This window comes from Mesorhizobium sp. M7A.F.Ce.TU.012.03.2.1, from assembly GCF_004006095.1.
Taxonomy (GTDB): Bacteria; Pseudomonadota; Alphaproteobacteria; order Rhizobiales; family Rhizobiaceae; genus Mesorhizobium.
Genome location: NZ_CP034779.1, coordinates 3,782,073 through 3,799,937, shown reverse-complemented (window position 1 = coordinate 3,799,937; position 17,865 = coordinate 3,782,073). Strand labels below are relative to the sequence as shown.

Sequence of the window (17,865 nt, the reverse complement as noted above, 5' to 3'; positions counted from 1 at the left end):
GCTGTGGCCTGCAAGCATCCGGGGCCAAACACGACTGAAGCGTGCCGCGCCTGAGCGGATCACTTCTGGGCGACGGTCAGCCCGATCTCTTCGGCCACCAGTTCCTGCAGCCGCCACAAATTGCGGTCGCGGATGCCGCAGGCTTCGAGGTGGCGGATCGTCTCGAAAAGATATTGCGCGCCCGAGCCCCAATGACCAACGGCTGTCACCAGCGTCGCCGCGATCGCCTGCTTGTCGAGGTTGCCGGCATAACGCGGATTGGCGGGATCGACGACGAAGCCAAGCGCGCGACATGGGCCGCCTTCGGTCCTGACCTGCAGCCAGCGCGGCACGTTGACGGCGGGCAGGATGGTCATTTCGCGGCGCAGGAGCGCTTCGAGGTTAGCCGCCACCGGTTCCGCGATCTCGAACACCATGCCCTGGCACTGGCCGCCGCGATCGAGCGCCATCATCAGGCCGGGCTGCTCGACCGTGCCGCGAAAACGCTGCACCGTGAAGCAGAACGAACGATGCCAGCCGCTGGCCACCGCGCGTTCTCCGCCCCTCACCTCGCCGGCGGGCTTCCACAACAGCGAGCCATAGGCAAATAATTTCAGCGGCCCGGCCGGAGCGCCGGCCAGCACCTCGTCGCGGATGCGCGCATAGTCGGCATCGGTCATGTGAACCATGCCCGGCGTCGGCCCGGCATCCTCGACAGCACGCATGGTGCGCGCGACCAACGCCTCGGTCAGCGCCATCGGCGTGTTGCGCGGGACCCTCGACGATGCGGTGGAAATGGCCTTGCTCATCTTCGAACTCCCAGCCCTACCGCCATGTTGCCGAAGGCTGAAGGATTCTCAAGGGCCGTGCAGCCGAGATAGATCACGAGTGGCCGATGCCGCTCTTGCGTGATGCGTCTTGGAACGATGTTGCCGGCAAACTGTTCTGTTCCTTGCCGGAGGATGCCATGAACGACGCGTCGGCACAGCCCGCTGGCCCCGTCCTTTCATCGGCGGAGCGCGTCAACACGCTGTCCCATTTCCACCGCGCCGAGATCGCTCGCATGGCGGGATGGCGCGACCGGCTCGACCTGACGACCAATTGGGCAATCACGGTGGTGGCGGCGCTGCTTTCGGTATCACTCTCGACGGCCAGTGCGCATCACGGCGTGCTGCTGTTCGCCATGCTGCTGATCCTGCTGCTGCTGTGGATCGAGGCGCGCCGCTATCGGTTCTTCGATTTCTATCGGGCGCGCGTACGCCAGTTCGAACGCCACTATTTCGCGCAGATCTTTTCCCCACAGCCCGACTTCGCCTCGGACTGGCTGCTCATCGTCGGCGAAGGCCTGCGCGCGCCGAAATTCCTGCTGTCGCAGCGCGTCGCGCTAGCCCGTCGGCTGCGGCGGAATTACATCTACCTGTTCTTGATCCTCTGGCTGGCCTGGGTGCTCAAGATATCCACACCCAGCCTTCAAACCGTGGGCGTCAGGACCGGCTTTGCCGGCTCGCTTCGCCAAGCCGTGGACAGCGCCGCCCTTGGCCCCGTTCCCGGTGTGGCGATCGTGGTTGTCGTGGCCGCATTCTATGTCGGGTTGCTTGCCATCGTCTTTTTCACGGCCGATGACGACGGCGAACTGTCCTTTGGCGACGTGCATGTTTGACGTTGATGTCCGGCGACACGCCGCTGCAATGCAAACGGCGGTCCGCGCGTTGACATGGTCGGTCCGCCGAAACGTTTGGGAGAACGGAACTGCGCGCCTAGATGCCGAAGAACTGCTTGCCAACCATGTAGCCCAGCGCCGCTACGACCAGCGGAAACAGTGCCGGCGCGGCTTTGCCTAGAAGGGAGACCTGCAGGTCCTTCGCCGGCGTATGACGTGCATTGCCGAGATTCTTGGTCATTGCTTGCCTCGGGTTCGAAAGACTCATTAGCAAATGCTGATTAACAGCATGGCCGCGTTAACGGCCTGATAGGAAATCAACTCTGATCAGATGCAAATTCGAATGATCGGCACATGGACGGCAAAGACGCGCTGCCCTATTTAGCGGCGTTCGAAGCATTGGCCGGGACGCGCTGCCTGTTCGCGCCAATCGGGAAAACCGCGCCTGAACAACAAGATGGCTCAGGAGCTCAATTTAGCAGATGACGCCAGCTCCAGAGCCGCCTCGCCCGAGCCTGGTGTTGATAAGCGCTGGTCGAACGGCAGGCCCGCGGCGTACACAGGCCGCACGCTGTCAAAAAATTCGCAAACCAATGTCGGACTGGCCAGGCTTCGTCCGTCCTTGGGGTATCGAACAGGCATTCATGAAAGGATCCAGCAATGCCCGGCACCGTACGTTTGCACCGCGTCCTGACGACCAGCCCGGAAAAGGTCTATCGCGCCTTCGTTGAAGCGGACGCGCTGGCCAAGTGGCTTCCGCCAAACGGCTTCACTTGCACGGTTCATAATTTCGAGGCAAAGGTCGGCGGCACGTTCAAGATGTCGTTCCGCAATTTCACCACGGGCGACAGCCACTCCTTCGGCGGCGAGTATCTCGAACTCGTTCCGGGCGAGCGCCTGCTCTACACCGACAGGTTCGACGATCCCAACCTGCCCGGCGAGATCCGGGTGACCGTGATCTTGAAAAAGGTGTCGGTCGGCACCGAAATCGACATCACCCAGGCCGGCATTCCGGACGTCATTCCGGTCGAGGCCTGCTATCTCGGCTGGCAGGAGTCGCTCAGAAACCTGGCAAAGCTCGTCGAACCCGAAATCAATCAATAGGCTGGGGCCGGAAGAACGGGTCGTTTCTGGCCTGCCGAAGCGTGAGACTTGGACTGTGGCGGGAACTGCCCTTTGTCGCTAGCAATTCATCATCGACATCCCCTGTGACTGGACGTGTCAATGAAGAATGCAGCGGAGGCTGAAAAAGCATGACTCTGACCAACCGAGACATCATCGAGTTGACCGCGTGGCGACGCCAGCTGCACCAGGCCCCGGAAATCTCGAATGAAGAGGAAAAGACGGCAAAGGAGGTTGTCGCCTTCCTCGCCGATACGGGGCCGGACAAGGTGCTGACACAACTCGGCGGGCACGGCGTCGCGGCCATATATGACAGCGGCAAAGCGGGGCCGACGGTGCTGTTCCGTTCGGAACTCGATGCCTTGCCTATCGAAGAACTTTCAGGCGTACCGCATTCGTCGCGCGTGCCGGGCAAGTCGCATATGTGCGGCCATGACGGACACACCGCGATCCTGGCATCCCTCGGCCGTCAGTTGGGGCGCGAAAGGCCTGCGAGCGGCCGCGTCGTGCTGATGTTCCAGCCGGCGGAGGAAACCGGCAATGGCGCGGCAGGCGTCGTCGCCGATCCGCGCTTCGGCGAGATCGCGCCGGATTTCGCTTTCTCATTGCACAACCTGCCCGGCGTGCCATTTGGCGAGGTGCGGCTCAAAGCCGGCGTGGTCAACTGTGCTTCACGCGGCATGCGCATCGTGCTGGAGGGCAAGACCGCCCATTCGTCCATGCCGGAGACCGGCATTTCGCCGATGCTGGCGATCAGTGAGCTGATGCCGGCGCTGCCGGCGCTCGGGCGCGGGACCTTCGCCGACGACGGCTTCTCCATGCTGACGGTCACCCATGCCGCGATGGGCGAAGCCGTGTTCGGCATCGCGCCGGCTCACGCCGAGGTGTGGGCCACGCTGCGCACCCGGCGTGACGAGCGCATGGCGAACCTTTGCGCTGCTGCCGAAGCACTGGTCGCCAGGATCGCGGGCGAGCATCGCCTTTCCGCCCGCTGGGACTATCACGAGATCTTCGTCGCCAGCGTCAACGCGCCGGACGCGGTGGAGCATCTGCGGCGCGCGCTCGATGAAGAGGGCGTCGCGCACGGCGAAGAAGCCCTGCCGATGCGCGCCTCGGAAGATTTCGGCCTGTTCGGCCGTAGTGCCAAATCGGCGATGTTCTTCCTCGGTGCAGGCGAGCGGCATCCTGCCTTGCACAATCCCGACTATGACTTTCCCGATGACCTGATCCCGATCGGGTCAAGGATCTTCATGCGCACGGCACGCAATCTCCTGGGCTGACCTCCGCCAATTCCAACGCCGAAAGGAACACGCAATGCCAAAGATGCCAAAGAACACGATTTGCCTCTGGTTCGACAAGGACGCCGAGGCTGCGGCGCGCTTCTACGCGGAGACCTTTCCCGACACCAGGGTGGGCGCCGTTCACCGTGCGCCGAGCGACTTTCCGTCCGGCAAGAAAGGCGACGTGTTGACGGTCGAATTTACCGTTGCCGGCATTCCCTGCATCGGATTGAACGGCGGCTCCACATTCAAGCAGAGCGAGGCCTTCTCGTTCCAGATCGCCACAGACGATCAGCAGGAAACCGACCGCTACTGGAATGCCATCGTCGGCAATGGCGGCCAGGAGAGCGCGTGCGGCTGGTGCAAGGACAAATGGGGCGTGTCCTGGCAAATCACGCCGCGCACGTTGACCGAGGCCATGGCGGCCGGCGGCGAGGAAGCCAAACGCGCCTTTGATGCAATGATGGAGATGACGAAGATCGACGTTGCGGCGATCGATGCAGCCCGGCGCGGCTGACCTCGATCGCAGCTGAGTTGCTATCGGACCTTGATGACGACCTTGCCCTTGGCGCGTCCTGTTTCGACATAGGCCAGCGCCTCGTTGGTCGCCTCGAAGGGAAAGACCCGATCGACGACCGGGCGGATCGCGCCGGCTTCGATGAGCGATGCGATCTTGCTCAACTGCTCGCCCTGCGCCCACATGAAGAGAAACGAGAACGTCACGCCACGGCGCTTGGCTCTCGCTCGAATACCGCGGCTCAGCAGGCGAAGCACCAGCCTCAGCACCATGTTCAGTCCCTTTTCCCTGGCGAAGTCCGGATCCGGTGGGCCGGAGATGGAGATGAGCTTGCCTCCCGGTTTCAGCACATTCAGTGACTTTTCAAGTGTCTTGGCGTCCTGGCTGTTCAAGACGACGTCGTAGCCCGACAGGACTTTTTCGAAATCGTCTTTCCTGTAGTCGACGACGACATCGGCGCCGAGCCCCTTGACCAGGCCGGCACTCGCCGCGCTGGCGGTGGTCGCAACGGTCGCGCCGAGATGCTTTGCCAGTTGGATGGCGAATGTCCCAACGCCGCCGGATCCGGCTTGAATGAAGACCTTCTGTCCCCTCTTCAGGTTGGCCCTTTCGATGAGCGCCTGCCAGGCGGTCAGGCCGACCAGCGGGATCGAGGCCGCCTCCTCCATGCTGAGGTTCCCGGGCTTCAGGGCCACGTCGGCTTCATCCATGGCTATGAACTCGGCGAACGTCCCGATCCGGCCATCGCGCGGCCGCGCATAGACGTCGTCGCCGAGTTTGAACTTGCGGACTTTCGATCCCACGCGGACAACCCTCCCGGCCACGTCGTGACCCAGGATGAACGGCCGGCGATAGGGCAGGATCAGCTTGAACTCTCCGGTTTTGACCTTGGAATCGAGCAGGTTCACCGCCGCGGCGTGGACCTCGACCAGGACATCGCTGTCCCCGAGTTTCGGCTCCGGCATTTCGGCCAGCCGCAGCGTGCCGTTCTTGCTGTATTTGTCGACGACGAATGCCTTCATGGCAGTGACTTTCTGAGAGATTGTTGATGTTCGGGACGAAAGCCGCCCGGTGAGAGGTGTCAGGCCTCGAGAAAGGCCAATGCTTTCGGAACGAAATTCGCGTGGTTCTGGAACACCCCGCCATGGCCGGCATCCGCATAGATCACCAATTGCGCCCCCGGAATGCGGCGGGCGAGATCGTGGGTATTGACGCTCGGCACCATCCTGTCGTGATCGCCATTTGCGATCAGCGCAGGGACGCGGATGGCGCTCAAATCTTGCGGCGCCTGTAGTCCATAAGCCTTCACCGCCCGGAGTTGCGCGCCGAACGCGCTAAGCGATATCGGCCTGTCGCGGTCGGCCTTGCGCTCTGTCAGCCGCTGCAGGAACGCCTTCGCGGCGCGGCGCCCGTTCACCGTTCTGGTGAAAAACAGATAGTATTTCGGATCCCGAAAAGTCAGCGCACCCTTGATCATGTCCACGATCGTCAGTGGCGTCATCTTGTCGATGCCTTGGCCGCCGGCCGGCCCGGTGCCGGCCAGGATGAGCTTGCGCACAAGCCCGGGCTCGGTCAGCACGATCTCCTGCGCCACGAAGCCGCCGAGTGAGAAACCGAAGAGATCGACTTGATCGAACCCCAGCGCCCGGACAAAGGCGACCGCATCCCGTGCCATCTCGGCGATGCGTGACGGCGTTTTGCCGCCTGAAGCACCAACGCCCCTGTTGTCGAAGGCAATCACCCACCGGGTCGCGGCGAGGCCATCGACGATGCGTGGATCGAAATTGTCCAGTTGAGCGCCGAGATGGTTCAGCAGGATTACCGGCACGCCCGTCCTTGGTCCGAGCTGCCGATAGACGAATGCCGTGCCGCCGACATCGACGGAGTGCGTTGGCGTGTCCTGGAACGATGCCCGTAAGTGGGGCGACCGCTTGAACCCATGTGTCATGCTTGGCACCTCCGCCTTGCGGGGGCTGGCCAATCGTGTTGTCGTTGCCAGTCGCATGTGCGTAAAATCCTCTGCTCGCTTTTGGTCAAACCGGCAGGCGGAACTGTTTGCGCAGGCTCTTGTCGAATATCCCCGCGGGAGCAAAGCGACGCAGCAGGCTGACTTGGTGCGCTGCCCTGCCGGCGGTGTAGCGCCGTTGCGGACGGGCATCGGTCGCTGCTTTGACGACCACCTGCGCCACCACTTCGGGCCGATCGGCTACGGGCATCACATCGCGAAGCAGCGCTTCCAGCGTAGCTCGAGCCTGATCGTATTCCTGCAACGGCGAATCCGGTTGGATCCCGTTCTGGTCGAAGACAGTGCGAACGAATGCCGGCTCGATGACCGAGACGCGGATATTGAAGGCACGAACCTCGTGGTCGAGCGATTCCGAATAGCCCTCGAGCGCGTGCTTGACCGCCGAATAATGCGCTGAATACGGCGCCGGCACCAGTCCCAGCACAGAGCCGATATTGACGATGCGCCCCTCGCCACGCCGCCGCATCGACGGCAGCACCGCATTGGTCATGCGGATGACGCCGAACAGATTGACGTCGAACAAGGCCTGCACCTGTGCAATCGAGAATTCCTCGGCGCCTCCAAGCTGGCCGACGCCGGCATTGTTGACCAAGAGGTCGATCCGGCCGGTCTGCGACAGCACCGTCGAAACGAGTGCGGCAACGGCCTCACCGTCGGTCACGTCGCAAACCAGCATGGTCACCCCGTCCGGGCCGTTGTCGGCCTTGCGCCGGCTGGTTCCGAAGACAGTGAACCCCGCCTTTGCCAGAGCCTCGGCACTGGCGCGGCCAATGCCCGAAGAGGCTCCCGTCACAACAGCGGTTTTTTCGGAATTCGCATTCATTTCGTGCTCCAAAATCATGAGGGCTAGCTTTTTTGCGCCCGTTGAATTACAGTCGTAATATCAGATTACACTCATAATGCAATAGCAGAAAGGAATAGCAGCCATGCGCTACGAAAAGGGCCGGAAGGACGCCTCGCGCGGACGGATCCTGGAGGTCGCGGCAGAACGCTTTCGCGGCGACGGCATCGCCGCGTCCGGACTGGCGACCATCATGAGCGACGCCGGGCTGACGAACGGCGCCTTCTATCCGCACTTTCATTCCAAGGCGCAGCTTGTCCGCGAAAGCGTGGCGGCGGCGATGGAGCTTCAGGCGCAGCAACTGGCAGAAGCATTGGCTTCGGGCGTGGAGATGGCCATCGGCACGTATCTGTCGGCCGAGCACCGGGACAATCCCGGAAAGGGCTGCGCGTCAGCCGCGCTGCTGCCGGAGCTCGCCCGTCAGCCGCCTGAGACGCGTGAAGCCTATACAGACCACCTGCTGGCTTTGGTGCGCCAGTTGGCGCAAGCGCTACCGCAGGCCAAGGATCCGGAGGGCGTGGCGCTGGCTGTCTTCGCAACGCTCCTCGGCACGCTGCAAATGGCCCGCGCCGTGGGCGGAACGGAATTGTCCGATCGCATCCTCTCGGTGGGGAAAGATGCGGCGAAGACGCTGATCGAGCAGCGTTAGCGCTCCAGGAAGCTGACAGTGAGGAACATGCCGGGCGCGGATAGCCGATCCGTCAGATCTTCCGGCTGGCCAGCAGCCTTGTCAGCCAGTCCGGATTCATTTCCGGAACAGAGGACAAAAGCCGTTCGGTATAGGCCGCGTGCGGTGGCGTGAGAACTTCGCTCTTCAATCCCTGCTCGACGACTTTGCCGCGGTGCATCACGACGATTTCGTCGGCTATCGCGCGCACGGTAGCAATGTCATGGGTAATGAAGATGTAGCTCATTCCGAGTTCACGTTGGAGACGTATGAGAAGCTTGAGAATTTCCTCTTGGACGATCTGGTCGAGCGCGGACGTGATCTCGTCGCAGATGATAAGCTCCGGATCGGCAGCCAACGCCCGGGCAATGCAGACGCGCTGTTTTTGGCCACCCGACAGCTCGCCAGGCAGGCGTTCCAGAAAATCCTCGCTCATCTCGACCATGTGCATAAGTTCGCCGATCCGGCGATCCCTCCGCGCGCCCTTAAGGCCGAGGTAGAATTCGAGCGGCCGAGCGATGACTTCTTCGACCGTTTGGCGCGGATTAAGGGCGTTGTCGGGCATCTGATAGATCATCTGTATGCGGCGCAGGACCTCTTTCGGCCGCGTCTTCAGGCTCGTAGAAAGAAGCTGGCCGGCAAAAGAAATCGAACCTGAAATTGGCGGCAAAAGGCCGGTGACGACTCGAGCGAGCGTCGATTTCCCCGAACCGGATTCGCCGACCACAGCCACGGTTCTTCCGCGCGGAACCTTGATGGAGACATCCTGGAGCACCTTGACCTTTCCTGCATAGGCCGCGGTAACGTTGTCTATCGTCAGCAGATAGTCATCGGCTGGAACTTCGGGCTTGGCGAGCTTGCGTACGGCCCAGAGCGTTTTTGTATATTCCTGGCTGGGCGAGGCCAGCATCTGGCGTGTATCAGCCTCCTCCACGGTACGTCCGTGGCGCAGAACCATGATACGATCCGCCATTTGCGCCACCACCGCCAGGTCATGCGTCACGTAGATTGCAGCGGTGCTGAATTCCTCCACGATGTTGCGAATGGAAGCTAGAACTTCAACCTGCGTGGTCACGTCGAGCGCCGTTGTTGGCTCGTCGAATATTATGAGGTCCGGACGACAAGCCATTGCCATCGCTGTCATTGCCCGTTGCAACTGCCCGCCGGAGACCTGATGAGGATAACGAAAGCCTATGGTCTCCGGTTCTGGGAGCTGAAGGCGTCGATAAAGATCGACGGCGCTCCGGTTCGCCTCTTCCCGGCCGGCAATTCCATGCGCCACCGCGGTTTCGACGGTTTGTTCCAAGAGCCGATGTGCCGGATTGAAAGAGGCAGCCGCGCTTTGCGCGACATAGGCAATGCGGGAGCCCCTGAGGCGACGGCGCCCTTTTTCATTGACTGCCAGAAGATCAATCCCGTCGAACAGGACCGAGCCTTGCATGATCCGGCAGCCCGGCTTGGCATAACCCATTGCGGCAAGGCCAATGGTGGACTTGCCGGCGCCTGACTCTCCGATCAGCCCAAGAACCTGGCCCCGCTTCAGCGTCAGATCGACCCCGTGGACAATGGGATGCCACCGCTCATCCGAGAACCCCTCCACATGCAGATTGCGGATTTGAAGCAGATCCTTTCCTTTTTCGCGTGGGCCTGGGCCGCTACTTTTCATCCCGCAACCCGCTTGTTGCTTGCAGGAACCAGTCCACCACGAAATTCACGGACACGGTAAGGAGAGCAATCGCGCCGGCCGGAAGTAGCGGGGTGACATCGCCGTAGGTGATTAGGGTCGCGTTCTCGCGCACCATTGATCCCCAATCGGCCGTCGGCGGCTGAATACCGACGCCGAGAAACGACAGCGCCGCGACTGTCAGGAACACGAAGCAGAATCGCAAGCCGAACTCGGCGACCAGTGGCGGCATGACATTGGGAAGGATTTCCCTGGCGATGATCCATTTCGGTCCCTCGCCGCGTAATCGTGCCACCTCGACATATTCCATCACCGCCACGTTAAGCCCGACGGCGCGAGAAAGCCGAAAGACCCGGGTGGAATCCAGAAGCGCAATGATGACAATCAGGCTCGTGATCGACGAGCCGAAGATCGTCAGCAGCACCAGCGCGAAGATCAGACTCGGGATTGACATCAGCACGTCCACCGCACGCGACAAGATCTGGTCGAGCCACCCCCTGTACAATGCGGCAAGAAGGCCGAGCGAGACGCCGACCGCGAAGGACAGCAACGTGGTCGCGACCGCGATAGCGATGGTGTTGCGCGCACCGTAGATCAAGCGGGTGAGCATGTCGCGGCCGAGCTGATCGGTTCCCAATTTGAACTCCTGGCTCCACGGCGCGAAGGCTTCGCTGAAAACCTGCGTCTCGCCATATGGGGCTATCCAGTGCGCGAAGACCGCAACAAAGACGTAGCCGAGGATCACGACGATGCCGAACCATGCGCTGAACGGTGCCTTCTTCAGCGCAGTTTTCGCCCGGGTGGCACGCGAGCGCCTCAGCCTTTGAACCGCCGCGACAGATTCGGATCTGGTCATCGCGGGTGCAAGAGCCTGGGATTGGTGGCGATGGAAATAATGTCGGCTAGCAGGTTGAGAAGGATGTAAGTCGCGGCGAAAATCAGGGCGCAGGCCTGGACAACCGGAACATCCCTGGATTTCACCGCGTCAACCATCAGCTGGCCGATGCCGGGGTAGACGAAAACGACCTCGACCACGACCACTCCGACGATGAGATACGCCAGGTTGAACGCCACCACAGTGACGATCGGAGCCCAGGCATTGGGCAGGGCATGCCTCAGCACGATCACCATCGGGGACATTCCCTTGAGGCGCGCCATATCGATGTAGGGGCTTGCCAGCATGTTGATGATGGCCGCTCGGGTCATGCGCATCATGTGGGCCACGATTACGAGCGTAAGCGTGATTGCCGGCAGGGCGATTTTCCAGAGATGCTCCCAAAATGGCGTCTGACCGTTCACATTCGACAATGTCGGAAATTTGGGAACCGCATTGAGCATCCAGTTCAGCAAGACAGTGAGCCAATGAGGCAGCGTTTGAGCGAAATCGGATCCGATGAACGTGTCGCGCGAGATCACCAGGTAGGCGAGCATATAGGCGACGAAAAATTCCGGGAATGAAATGGTTGTCAGTGTCGCGACATTCACCAGCCGGTCGAACCAGCCGTTGCGGTACAGCGCAGCCAGAATGCCAAGCCCCAAGGCCAGAGGAACAGCTATCAGCGCAGTCACCGCTGCAAGGAACATCGTGTTGTAGAGGCGTGGTGCGATGATCTCGGCCACGGTACGCCGATATCCGGTGCGGCTCGCAAACGAAGAGCCGAAATCGCCATGGAGCATCTGGGCGACCCAAACGAAGTAGCGCTCGACAGGCGGGCGATCGATGCCGATTTCCCGCTGGAACGCGGCGACCGTTTCGGGCGTCGCCGATTGCCCGAGCGTGGCCTTGGCGAAGTCGCCTGGAAGCATCGCGATCGCAGAGAAGATAATGATGGACACGATGAACAAAGTGACCAGGCCGAGGCCAAGGCGCTGCAGGACCGTTCTTGCGACGGGGTTCATGTGCGTGGCGTTTCCCTTTGGGCGGCAGCCCTGCACTCGGAGCCAGCTGGCCGGAGCCTCAAAACCATCGCGGCTCCGGCCCGCCATCTCATGCCGTGGCGATCCACCAGCGTTCGGCCATTTTCAGTCCATCGTTCTCCCAGTTGGGCGCCACATCACCGTGTGCGAGCTTTTTGGATTGGGCGCTGACGAAATTGTTGAAGACCAGCACGATGCTGCCGCCGTCATCGTGGGTTAACTGCTGCATCTCGGCATACATCGCCGCTCGCTTGGCCTCGTCCGTCTCGGCGCGCGCCTGGACAAGTAGTTCGTTGAAATGGGGATTTTTCCAGAAGGATTCATTCCAACTGGAGTCGGCGGCGAAGGCTTGCGTGAACATCCAGTCGGCCGTCGCCCGACCGCTCCAATAGGAAGCGCACCAGGGTTTCTTCAGCCAGACATTGTCCCAATAAGCGTCCTCGGCCTCACGCACGACATTGACGTCGATGCCGCATTGGGCTGCCGTTTCGCGAATGAGCGAAGCCGCGTCCACGGCGCCGGCAAAAGCGGCATCGGCGACCGAGAGGTCCACCTTCAGGTTCTCCATTCCGGCCTTTTTCAGGTAGTGCTTGGCTTTTTCCGGATCGAAGCTGTGTTGCGGTTGCGGATCCTTGGCGAATTTGATGGCCGGCGCGATCGGGTTGTCGTTGGCCACAGTGGCGTGGCCAAGAAAGATCTTGTCGACGATTTCTTGGCGATTGATCGCCCATTTCAATGCCATTCGCACGTCTGGATTATCAAATGGCGCCATCGTGACATTCATCGGCAAGGTATAGTGCCCATAACCAGTGACTTCGACGATCTCCACCTTGGGATTGCGTTTCAACATGCCGAGGGTCTTCAGGTCGGCGCGGCCGATATAGTCCACCTCCCCCGTCGACAGCGCCGCCATGCGAGCGGCAAGATCCGTGATGGCGATGAACTCCACCTCATCGAGATAGGGCTTGCCGTTCTTGAAGTAGTTTGGATTGCGCTTGAGCTTGGCCGAAACGCCGGGCTGGAAATTCTCGACGACGAAAGCACCGGTGCGAACGCCTGAAGCCCAATCCGCCTTGCCATCCTTGGCCGGCATGATGACCAGATGGTAGTCACTCATAATGTAAGGGAAATCGGCGTTGCCGCTCTTGAGCGTGAAAACCACCGTTTCCGGGCCATCCGCCTTGATGTCGGCGACGGAGTCCAACAGCGATTTCGCCGCCGATTTGGTGTCCTTGCCCATGTGATATTGCAAGGAGGTCACGACGTCATCCGCCGTCACGGTCTTGCCGTTGTGAAAGGTTGCGCCTTTGCGCAGCTTGAAGGCCCAGGTTTTGGCCCCATCCGAAGTTTCAAAGCTCTCGGCGAGGTCCGGTTGGACATTGCCTTTGGCGTCGACCTCAGTGAGGCTGTTGGACAGCGAGCCCGAAAATGCGGTTTGTGTGAACGTGTCGGGGTAGCCGGCCGGATCGATCGAATCCGTCGTCGCGCCATGAGCCATGCCGAGCTTGGCGAAGCCGCCCTGCATCGGTTCGGCCCGCGCCGTGCTCACGAACAGCCGGTCGGCGGCGGCAACGGTCAGGCCCGCGGCCAGCCCAAGATGAATGAAATCGCGACGGGAAACCTTGCCGCCTCCGATCAGGCTTTGCGCGATACCAAGCTTGTATTCAGATTCTGACATTTGACTCTCCCATTGCGGAGTTCTCCGCGTTATTTCTCGTCAAGCACCGGCGAACAAATCTGCTTATCGGCTCCCGCCACCTTTCCTTCGAATTTTTCCAATCCCAATCGGCTTGCGCCAATCAGGCCGTCACGTAGATGCCACCGGCTTCGACGGTGACTGGAAATGTGCGCGCGCGAACGGACGGATCGACCAAGGCCGCGCCTGACTTGATGTCGAACTCCCAGCCGTGCCAGGCGCATCGAACGATCTCGTTTTCGCGATGATAGATGAATTGCGCCTGTTCAACGGGCGCGGTTGTGCCGCATTGCGGCCCCTCGCAAAGCGGAGCGCCACGGTGCGGACAGACATTCAGCAGCGCGTGGAATGAATCTCCGATGCGGAAAATCCCGACCGAAAGGCTGCGGATCTTGGCGATGAACGGAGACCCTGTTTCGATCTCGTCGACGCGGCAGATATATGTCTTCTCGGGCATCGTATGCTTCCTCAGGCGGCATTCGCGGCTTGCGCGCGGGGGATGCGTTTGTAGACTTCCAGCGCGTTCAGTCCCATGATCTTGCTCCTCCAGGCAGGAGGGATTTGCAGCGTGTTGGCATCGTCGTAATCCCAGTGCGGATAGTCCGATGCAAACATCAGCGTGTTTTCTCCGTCCATCGCTTCGAGCGTGGACCAGAGATGTTGGATGTTTGCAGGCTGCTCCAGCGGCTGCGTGGAAAAGCGGATGTTGCGCCGGCAATATTCAGACGGCAGCATCTTCAGCCATGGCGTCTCCTTGCGCAGCGCTTTGTAGTCGGCGTCCAGGCGCCAAAGGACCGACGGAACCCAGGCGACGCCGCATTCGATGATCACGAAGTAGAGGTCCGGCCATTTCTCGAAGACGCCATGGGCGATCATGCTTGCCACGTGCGACATCGCCGACATGTGCAGAATGGCATGCGTTTCCCAGAAGAATGTTGTCGGGGCGGGAGCAATGGCAGTTGAATTCACGCCGCCATGCCCGCCCAGATGAATGGCGAATGGCAACCCCACTTCCGCGCAGGCTTCGTAGATCGGGTGGTAAAACGGGTCGCCATACGGCTTGACGGACCCCTGGGAGGCGAGAACCTGGACCATGCGCGGATGACTGCCAAGACGGCGAATCTCGGCGGCAGCGAGCTTCGGATCCTGTGGCGCGATGATGATCGAGCCCATGAAACGATCGTCTTTCGGCAACCACTGATCGATCTGATAATCGTTGTACGCGCTGACCAGAGCGCTGGCATAGTAAGGGTTAGCCAGGGTCGACGCCTCGATAGGCTCATCGCCGGTCAGGATCGCCACGTCGACTTTGTATTTGTCGAGGTGCTTCTCTTTCATGATGAGATAGTTGTCGGCTTCCGTTTTCGGACGGATGTCCTTGCGGGAGAAGTCCTGCGGGTGGAACCAGGGCCGATGGCCATGCGGAAAGGCGCCAACGGGACCTGTTTTCTCGCCCTCGATGAACATGTCTTTCCACAAGCCGGAGAGATAGGGCTCCAACACGGTGGCGCTTGACCAGTAATTATGACAGTCGCAGTCGACTATGAACACTTCTTCCGCTCCGTATCCGTATCTCGTCCCGGCGGCGCTGCCGGCCGTTGATCTGCTGCAGCTTCCGCCTTGAGTATTGTTTGATCAAGCTTATGATACGTGGAATATGATCGAGTTTTTCGATTGGAGATTTCATGCAACTTGATCACATCGAGACCTTTCTCGACATCATCGAATCGAGAAACTTCAATCGCACCGCGGATCGGCTAGGATTGACCCAGTCGACGATCAGCACCCGCATCAAGAACCTCGAGAGCGCAATCGGGTCCGAACTGTTCCAGCGCGGACGCGCCGGGGCGGAGCCGACCGCCGCAGGGCGCCGGTTCGAAGCTTATGCAAGATCCTTGCTGTCCACATGGTCGCAGGCTCGCCACGATGTCCGGGCGTTCAATCGTTTCGAAGGCACCTTGCGCGTCGCCGCGCAGGTCGGGATGACCCGCTCGGTTTTGCCGGGTTGGGTGGAGACGCTGTGTCAGGCTCTTCCCAAATCGTCGATCCATGTCGAGTCGGATTATTCAAACCAGATGGTCAGCGACCTGAGCATGGGAAATCTCGATATCGCAGTGCTTTATGCCCCGCGATACCTACCCGAAATCTCCTATGAGCATTTGATGGTTGAGGAATATGTGATGGTTTCCACGGTGGCCAGAACCCTCTCCGAGGTCGATCCCGAAACCTACATTCGTCCGGGCTATACGGTCCTGCTGGAGAAGGCCCATGCCGAATTGCTCGGCGAGTTGGCGATCTGTCGCCTTTCCATGGGATCGGAAACCTTGGCGGAGATGATGCTACGGCGCACGGGCGGCACCTGCTATATGAGAAGTGACGATGCGCGCAGGTTCGCCCTCGAACGCCCATCGTTCATCGTCGAAGGCGCTCCGACGCTGCATCAGCCGGTCCATACGGCCATCCTGGCGCGCCGCAAACACGAACCGATCATCCGCAAGGGAATCCGTGCCCTTCACGTTGCCGTGATGTCACTGGATATGTAATCGAAATAATCGATCATAACTCGGGAGGGATGCTTCTGTTGCGGGGGGCCTGGAACTGGCATCTTGGGTTCGACTTCGAACCGAGATGAATGATGAACGCACACGTTTCCTTGGGGGCCCCCGACCTCCTGCCGATGAGGCATCATCGGCAATGGGCACAAACCACATCGCAGCTTGTACTCTGCCGTCGTGTAATCGAGGAAACGCCCGATGTGAAAACTTTCGTTTTCACATCCCCGACGGATCGGATGTTCTGCTTCAGCGCGGGCCAGTATGTACTCGTGCACCTCAAGATCGAGGGTGCCGCGGTGACGCGCTCCTACTCTGTTTCGTCACCACCGACGCGACCGCTCGACCTGCAGATCACGGTGAAGCGAACACCGGGCGGCCTGGTTTCGAATTGGCTCCACGACAATTTGGGGGCGGGCGACGAGATCGAGATCGAAGGGCCGCTCGGCTCATTCAATCTCGATGACCTACCCTATGAAAAGCCGCTCTTCCTTTCGGGCGGCAGCGGGATAACGCCGGTGATGTCCATGCTGCGTGCGCTTACCGACCGCGCGGCCGACCAGGATATCTCATTCGTTCATAGTGCCAGAACGCCTGGTGATATAGTCTTTCGACGGGAATTGGACGCACTTGCCTCTCGCTTTCCCAACGTAAAAGTAACGTGCGTTTGTAGCCAGGAAGATCCCACCTGGAGGGGGCCGACTGGCAGAATAGACAGTCAGATGCTGCTGACCCTCGTTCCCGATCTCCACAACCGCACTATCTTTGCCTGTGGCCCTGAAGCGTACATGAAAGCCGCACGTGCCTGCCTGGATGCGATTGGCGTGGCTCCGTCACGGTACCACCAGGAGAGCTTCGGCGGCGGCAGCAGCCCCCAGTTGGAACCGGCCCCGACAATACTATCTTCGGTCCGTTTCGTCCGCTCCGGGATCGTGCATAACTGCTTGCCCGGAGAGACGCTGCTGGAGGCGGCGCGCCAATGTGGCGTCTACGTCCCAACCGCCTGCCAGCAGGGAGTTTGCGGCACATGCCGCATCGCCAAGCTGTCCGGCGAAGTCGCCATGGAGGATCTCGGCGGGCTGGCCCCTGAAGAGAAGTCGGCCGGCTATGTCCTGGCATGCTGCAGCCACCCTAAGGGCGCGGTTTCGCTCGATCTTTAACCCCGGGTGCTTGGTTCAGCATTGAAGCCGGCGCAGTAAGTGTGTTGAACTGCCGGTGAAGGCGTTGCGGGCGTAGCGGACTGATGCGCATCGACCTCAGCCGATATTGCTCAGAAGTCGAGAGCAACCATCATGCCACGGACTTCGGCCATTTCCAGCAGCAGGTCCTGCAGTCTGTCGTCCAGCGCGGCACCGGTCAGCGCCAGAAGCTCGGTAATGCTCTCTCTCATCGATATGACGGCGGCGCCTGTCTTCTCGGCGAGCAGCCGTCCGATGGCAGCCCGGATCAGCTCGTCCTGATCAGACATGCTTCACCTCCCGACGCACTGCAACCTCTCCTTGCTTTCCATGCCTCACCGCCGCTTTCGACAACGTGCGTGATTTTCCCATACGGTATGTTTTTTGATGCGATCGCGGGCGGCTTTGCTCACGCCAGCAGATCGTCTTTATCGACCTGGCAGTCGTTCAAAGCCGCCAATGAAGGCAGCAGCGAAAAATGGCCGGGTTGGACCGTTTCAACCGCTGCAAGCAGCTCCTGCGGCACTTCCTGCCGATAAAGCCCGGTGCATACGCCCCCTTCGACCCTTGCCGGCAATTCCGTGATTGCGTCGAAAATCGGAAATGTACCCGTTGGTTCTTCCAGGTTCTCGAAACGCCCCACCCGAAACCTCCTCTTGCGCAAAAGTAGCGACTAACGCCGCTATCCCCAAGTGGTTCCCTAGGCCGGCACATTTTTTCGCGCCTTGGTTGTAGCGCATGCCGGT

20 protein-coding genes are annotated in these 17,865 nt (G+C 60.6%); 7 read left to right on the top strand and 13 right to left on the bottom strand.

Annotated features, from left to right (window positions below):
* Nucleotides 1-59 precede the first annotated feature (59 nt).
* Nucleotides 60-788, bottom strand: coding sequence for a gamma-glutamylcyclotransferase (locus EJ079_RS18475; protein ID WP_127809723.1), 729 nt, complete (start codon nucleotides 786-788; stop codon nucleotides 60-62).
* 158 nt (nucleotides 789-946) lie between these two features.
* Here EJ079_RS18475 and EJ079_RS18470 point away from each other — a divergent pair, with 158 nt between their 5' ends.
* Nucleotides 947-1,639 (top strand): DUF2270 domain-containing protein, encoded by a 693-nt coding sequence (locus tag EJ079_RS18470; RefSeq protein WP_127271036.1) that lies wholly within the window; start codon nucleotides 947-949, stop codon nucleotides 1,637-1,639.
* A 97-nt stretch (nucleotides 1,640-1,736) separates the two neighbouring features.
* On the opposite strand, the gene EJ079_RS18465 is transcribed toward EJ079_RS18470, so the two are convergent.
* Complete coding sequence (locus tag EJ079_RS18465) at nucleotides 1,737-1,880, bottom strand: hypothetical protein (protein WP_127271038.1); 144 nt, start codon at nucleotides 1,878-1,880, stop codon at nucleotides 1,737-1,739.
* Nucleotides 1,881-2,299: 419 nt separating this feature from the next.
* Here EJ079_RS18465 and EJ079_RS18460 point away from each other — a divergent pair, with 419 nt between their 5' ends.
* The 3 genes from EJ079_RS18460 to EJ079_RS18450 all read left to right on the top strand — a co-directional run bounded on the left by EJ079_RS18460 (nucleotide 2,300) and on the right by EJ079_RS18450 (nucleotide 4,558).
* A complete protein-coding gene (locus tag EJ079_RS18460; RefSeq protein WP_127272572.1) occupies nucleotides 2,300-2,743 on the top strand; it encodes an SRPBCC family protein in 444 nt (147 codons plus the stop codon).
* A gap of 149 nt (nucleotides 2,744-2,892) precedes the next feature.
* The gene (locus tag EJ079_RS18455; RefSeq protein WP_127809722.1) at nucleotides 2,893-4,041 is read left to right on the top strand and encodes an amidohydrolase; all 1,149 of its coding nucleotides are present in this window, start codon (nucleotides 2,893-2,895) and stop codon (nucleotides 4,039-4,041) included.
* Between the two features lie 43 nt (nucleotides 4,042-4,084).
* Entirely contained in the window at nucleotides 4,085-4,558 is a 474-nt protein-coding gene (locus EJ079_RS18450) for a VOC family protein (RefSeq protein WP_174800353.1), read from the top strand.
* Nucleotides 4,559-4,578: 20 nt separating this feature from the next.
* On the opposite strand, the gene EJ079_RS18445 is transcribed toward EJ079_RS18450, so the two are convergent.
* The 3 genes from EJ079_RS18445 to EJ079_RS18435 form a co-directional block, all read right to left on the bottom strand.
* Complete coding sequence (locus tag EJ079_RS18445; RefSeq protein WP_127398931.1) at nucleotides 4,579-5,580, bottom strand: NADP-dependent oxidoreductase; 1,002 nt, start codon at nucleotides 5,578-5,580, stop codon at nucleotides 4,579-4,581.
* 59 nt (nucleotides 5,581-5,639) lie between these two features.
* Nucleotides 5,640-6,506, bottom strand: a complete 867-nt coding sequence (locus EJ079_RS18440; protein ID WP_127319346.1) for an alpha/beta hydrolase — start codon at nucleotides 6,504-6,506, stop codon at nucleotides 5,640-5,642.
* Between the two features lie 85 nt (nucleotides 6,507-6,591).
* Nucleotides 6,592-7,407, bottom strand: coding sequence for an oxidoreductase (locus EJ079_RS18435; protein WP_127809720.1), 816 nt, complete (start codon nucleotides 7,405-7,407; stop codon nucleotides 6,592-6,594).
* A 103-nt stretch (nucleotides 7,408-7,510) separates the two neighbouring features.
* Here EJ079_RS18435 and EJ079_RS18430 point away from each other — a divergent pair, with 103 nt between their 5' ends.
* Complete coding sequence (locus tag EJ079_RS18430) at nucleotides 7,511-8,074, top strand: TetR/AcrR family transcriptional regulator (protein ID WP_127809719.1); 564 nt, start codon at nucleotides 7,511-7,513, stop codon at nucleotides 8,072-8,074.
* A 52-nt stretch (nucleotides 8,075-8,126) separates the two neighbouring features.
* On the opposite strand, the gene EJ079_RS18425 is transcribed toward EJ079_RS18430, so the two are convergent.
* The 6 genes from EJ079_RS18425 to EJ079_RS18400 all read right to left on the bottom strand — a co-directional run bounded on the left by EJ079_RS18425 (nucleotide 8,127) and on the right by EJ079_RS18400 (nucleotide 14,940).
* On the bottom strand, nucleotides 8,127-9,758 hold the full coding sequence (locus EJ079_RS18425; RefSeq protein ID WP_127809718.1) for an ABC transporter ATP-binding protein: 1,632 nt from the start codon (nucleotides 9,756-9,758) through the stop codon (nucleotides 8,127-8,129).
* A complete protein-coding gene (locus EJ079_RS18420) occupies nucleotides 9,748-10,632 on the bottom strand; it encodes an ABC transporter permease (protein ID WP_127326516.1) in 885 nt (294 codons plus the stop codon). The genes EJ079_RS18425 and EJ079_RS18420 overlap by 11 nt, the downstream gene beginning before the upstream one ends.
* Nucleotides 10,629-11,675 (bottom strand): ABC transporter permease, encoded by a 1,047-nt coding sequence (locus EJ079_RS18415; protein ID WP_127809717.1) that lies wholly within the window; start codon nucleotides 11,673-11,675, stop codon nucleotides 10,629-10,631. Before EJ079_RS18415 ends, EJ079_RS18420 begins: the two co-directional genes overlap by 4 nt.
* Nucleotides 11,676-11,763: 88 nt before the next feature.
* Nucleotides 11,764-13,371, bottom strand: a complete 1,608-nt coding sequence (locus EJ079_RS18410; RefSeq protein WP_127809716.1) for an ABC transporter substrate-binding protein — start codon at nucleotides 13,369-13,371, stop codon at nucleotides 11,764-11,766.
* 121 nt (nucleotides 13,372-13,492) lie between these two features.
* Nucleotides 13,493-13,846: a Rieske (2Fe-2S) protein gene (locus EJ079_RS18405; protein ID WP_023809364.1), complete on the bottom strand. Its 354-nt coding sequence runs from the start codon at nucleotides 13,844-13,846 to the stop codon at nucleotides 13,493-13,495.
* Between the two features lie 11 nt (nucleotides 13,847-13,857).
* Nucleotides 13,858-14,940, bottom strand: coding sequence for an amidohydrolase family protein (locus EJ079_RS18400; protein ID WP_127381872.1), 1,083 nt, complete (start codon nucleotides 14,938-14,940; stop codon nucleotides 13,858-13,860).
* Nucleotides 14,941-15,074: 134 nt separating this feature from the next.
* On the opposite strand from EJ079_RS18400, the gene EJ079_RS18395 reads away from it, so the two are divergent.
* Nucleotides 15,075-15,932, top strand: coding sequence for a LysR family transcriptional regulator (locus EJ079_RS18395; RefSeq protein WP_023809366.1), 858 nt, complete (start codon nucleotides 15,075-15,077; stop codon nucleotides 15,930-15,932).
* 212 nt (nucleotides 15,933-16,144) lie between these two features.
* Nucleotides 16,145-17,101, top strand: coding sequence for a hybrid-cluster NAD(P)-dependent oxidoreductase (locus EJ079_RS18390; protein WP_164873814.1), 957 nt, complete (start codon nucleotides 16,145-16,147; stop codon nucleotides 17,099-17,101).
* A gap of 110 nt (nucleotides 17,102-17,211) precedes the next feature.
* Here EJ079_RS18390 and EJ079_RS18385 read toward each other — a convergent pair whose 3' ends face one another.
* The gene (locus tag EJ079_RS18385; RefSeq protein ID WP_127270219.1) at nucleotides 17,212-17,409 is read right to left on the bottom strand and encodes a hypothetical protein; all 198 of its coding nucleotides are present in this window, start codon (nucleotides 17,407-17,409) and stop codon (nucleotides 17,212-17,214) included.
* 119 nt (nucleotides 17,410-17,528) lie between these two features.
* Entirely contained in the window at nucleotides 17,529-17,762 is a 234-nt protein-coding gene (locus EJ079_RS18380) for a hypothetical protein (RefSeq protein ID WP_127395712.1), read from the bottom strand.
* Nucleotides 17,763-17,865: the final 103 nt, after the last annotated feature.

What these genes read in the sequence shown, in the direction of transcription:
- EJ079_RS18475 (WP_127809723.1), bottom strand. Translation starts at nt 788, where the DNA reads ATGAGCAAGGCCATTTCCACCGCATCGTCGAGGGTCCCGCGCAACACG.
- EJ079_RS18395 (WP_023809366.1), top strand. Translation starts at nt 15,075, where the DNA reads ATGCAACTTGATCACATCGAGACCTTTCTCGACATCATCGAATCGAGA.
- EJ079_RS18445 (WP_127398931.1), bottom strand. Translation starts at nt 5,580, where the DNA reads ATGAAGGCATTCGTCGTCGACAAATACAGCAAGAACGGCACGCTGCGG.
- EJ079_RS18385 (WP_127270219.1), bottom strand. Translation starts at nt 17,409, where the DNA reads ATGTCTGATCAGGACGAGCTGATCCGGGCTGCCATCGGACGGCTGCTC.
- EJ079_RS18415 (WP_127809717.1), bottom strand. Translation starts at nt 11,675, where the DNA reads ATGAACCCCGTCGCAAGAACGGTCCTGCAGCGCCTTGGCCTCGGCCTG.
- EJ079_RS18405 (WP_023809364.1), bottom strand. Translation starts at nt 13,846, where the DNA reads ATGCCCGAGAAGACATATATCTGCCGCGTCGACGAGATCGAAACAGGG.
- EJ079_RS18440 (WP_127319346.1), bottom strand. Translation starts at nt 6,506, where the DNA reads ATGACACATGGGTTCAAGCGGTCGCCCCACTTACGGGCATCGTTCCAG.
- EJ079_RS18470 (WP_127271036.1), top strand. Translation starts at nt 947, where the DNA reads ATGAACGACGCGTCGGCACAGCCCGCTGGCCCCGTCCTTTCATCGGCG.
- EJ079_RS18420 (WP_127326516.1), bottom strand. Translation starts at nt 10,632, where the DNA reads ATGACCAGATCCGAATCTGTCGCGGCGGTTCAAAGGCTGAGGCGCTCG.
- EJ079_RS18435 (WP_127809720.1), bottom strand. Translation starts at nt 7,407, where the DNA reads ATGAATGCGAATTCCGAAAAAACCGCTGTTGTGACGGGAGCCTCTTCG.
- EJ079_RS18425 (WP_127809718.1), bottom strand. Translation starts at nt 9,758, where the DNA reads ATGAAAAGTAGCGGCCCAGGCCCACGCGAAAAAGGAAAGGATCTGCTT.
- EJ079_RS18455 (WP_127809722.1), top strand. Translation starts at nt 2,893, where the DNA reads ATGACTCTGACCAACCGAGACATCATCGAGTTGACCGCGTGGCGACGC.
- EJ079_RS18450 (WP_174800353.1), top strand. Translation starts at nt 4,085, where the DNA reads ATGCCAAAGAACACGATTTGCCTCTGGTTCGACAAGGACGCCGAGGCT.
- EJ079_RS18410 (WP_127809716.1), bottom strand. Translation starts at nt 13,371, where the DNA reads ATGTCAGAATCTGAATACAAGCTTGGTATCGCGCAAAGCCTGATCGGA.
- EJ079_RS18465 (WP_127271038.1), bottom strand. Translation starts at nt 1,880, where the DNA reads ATGACCAAGAATCTCGGCAATGCACGTCATACGCCGGCGAAGGACCTG.
- EJ079_RS18460 (WP_127272572.1), top strand. Translation starts at nt 2,300, where the DNA reads ATGCCCGGCACCGTACGTTTGCACCGCGTCCTGACGACCAGCCCGGAA.
- EJ079_RS18430 (WP_127809719.1), top strand. Translation starts at nt 7,511, where the DNA reads ATGCGCTACGAAAAGGGCCGGAAGGACGCCTCGCGCGGACGGATCCTG.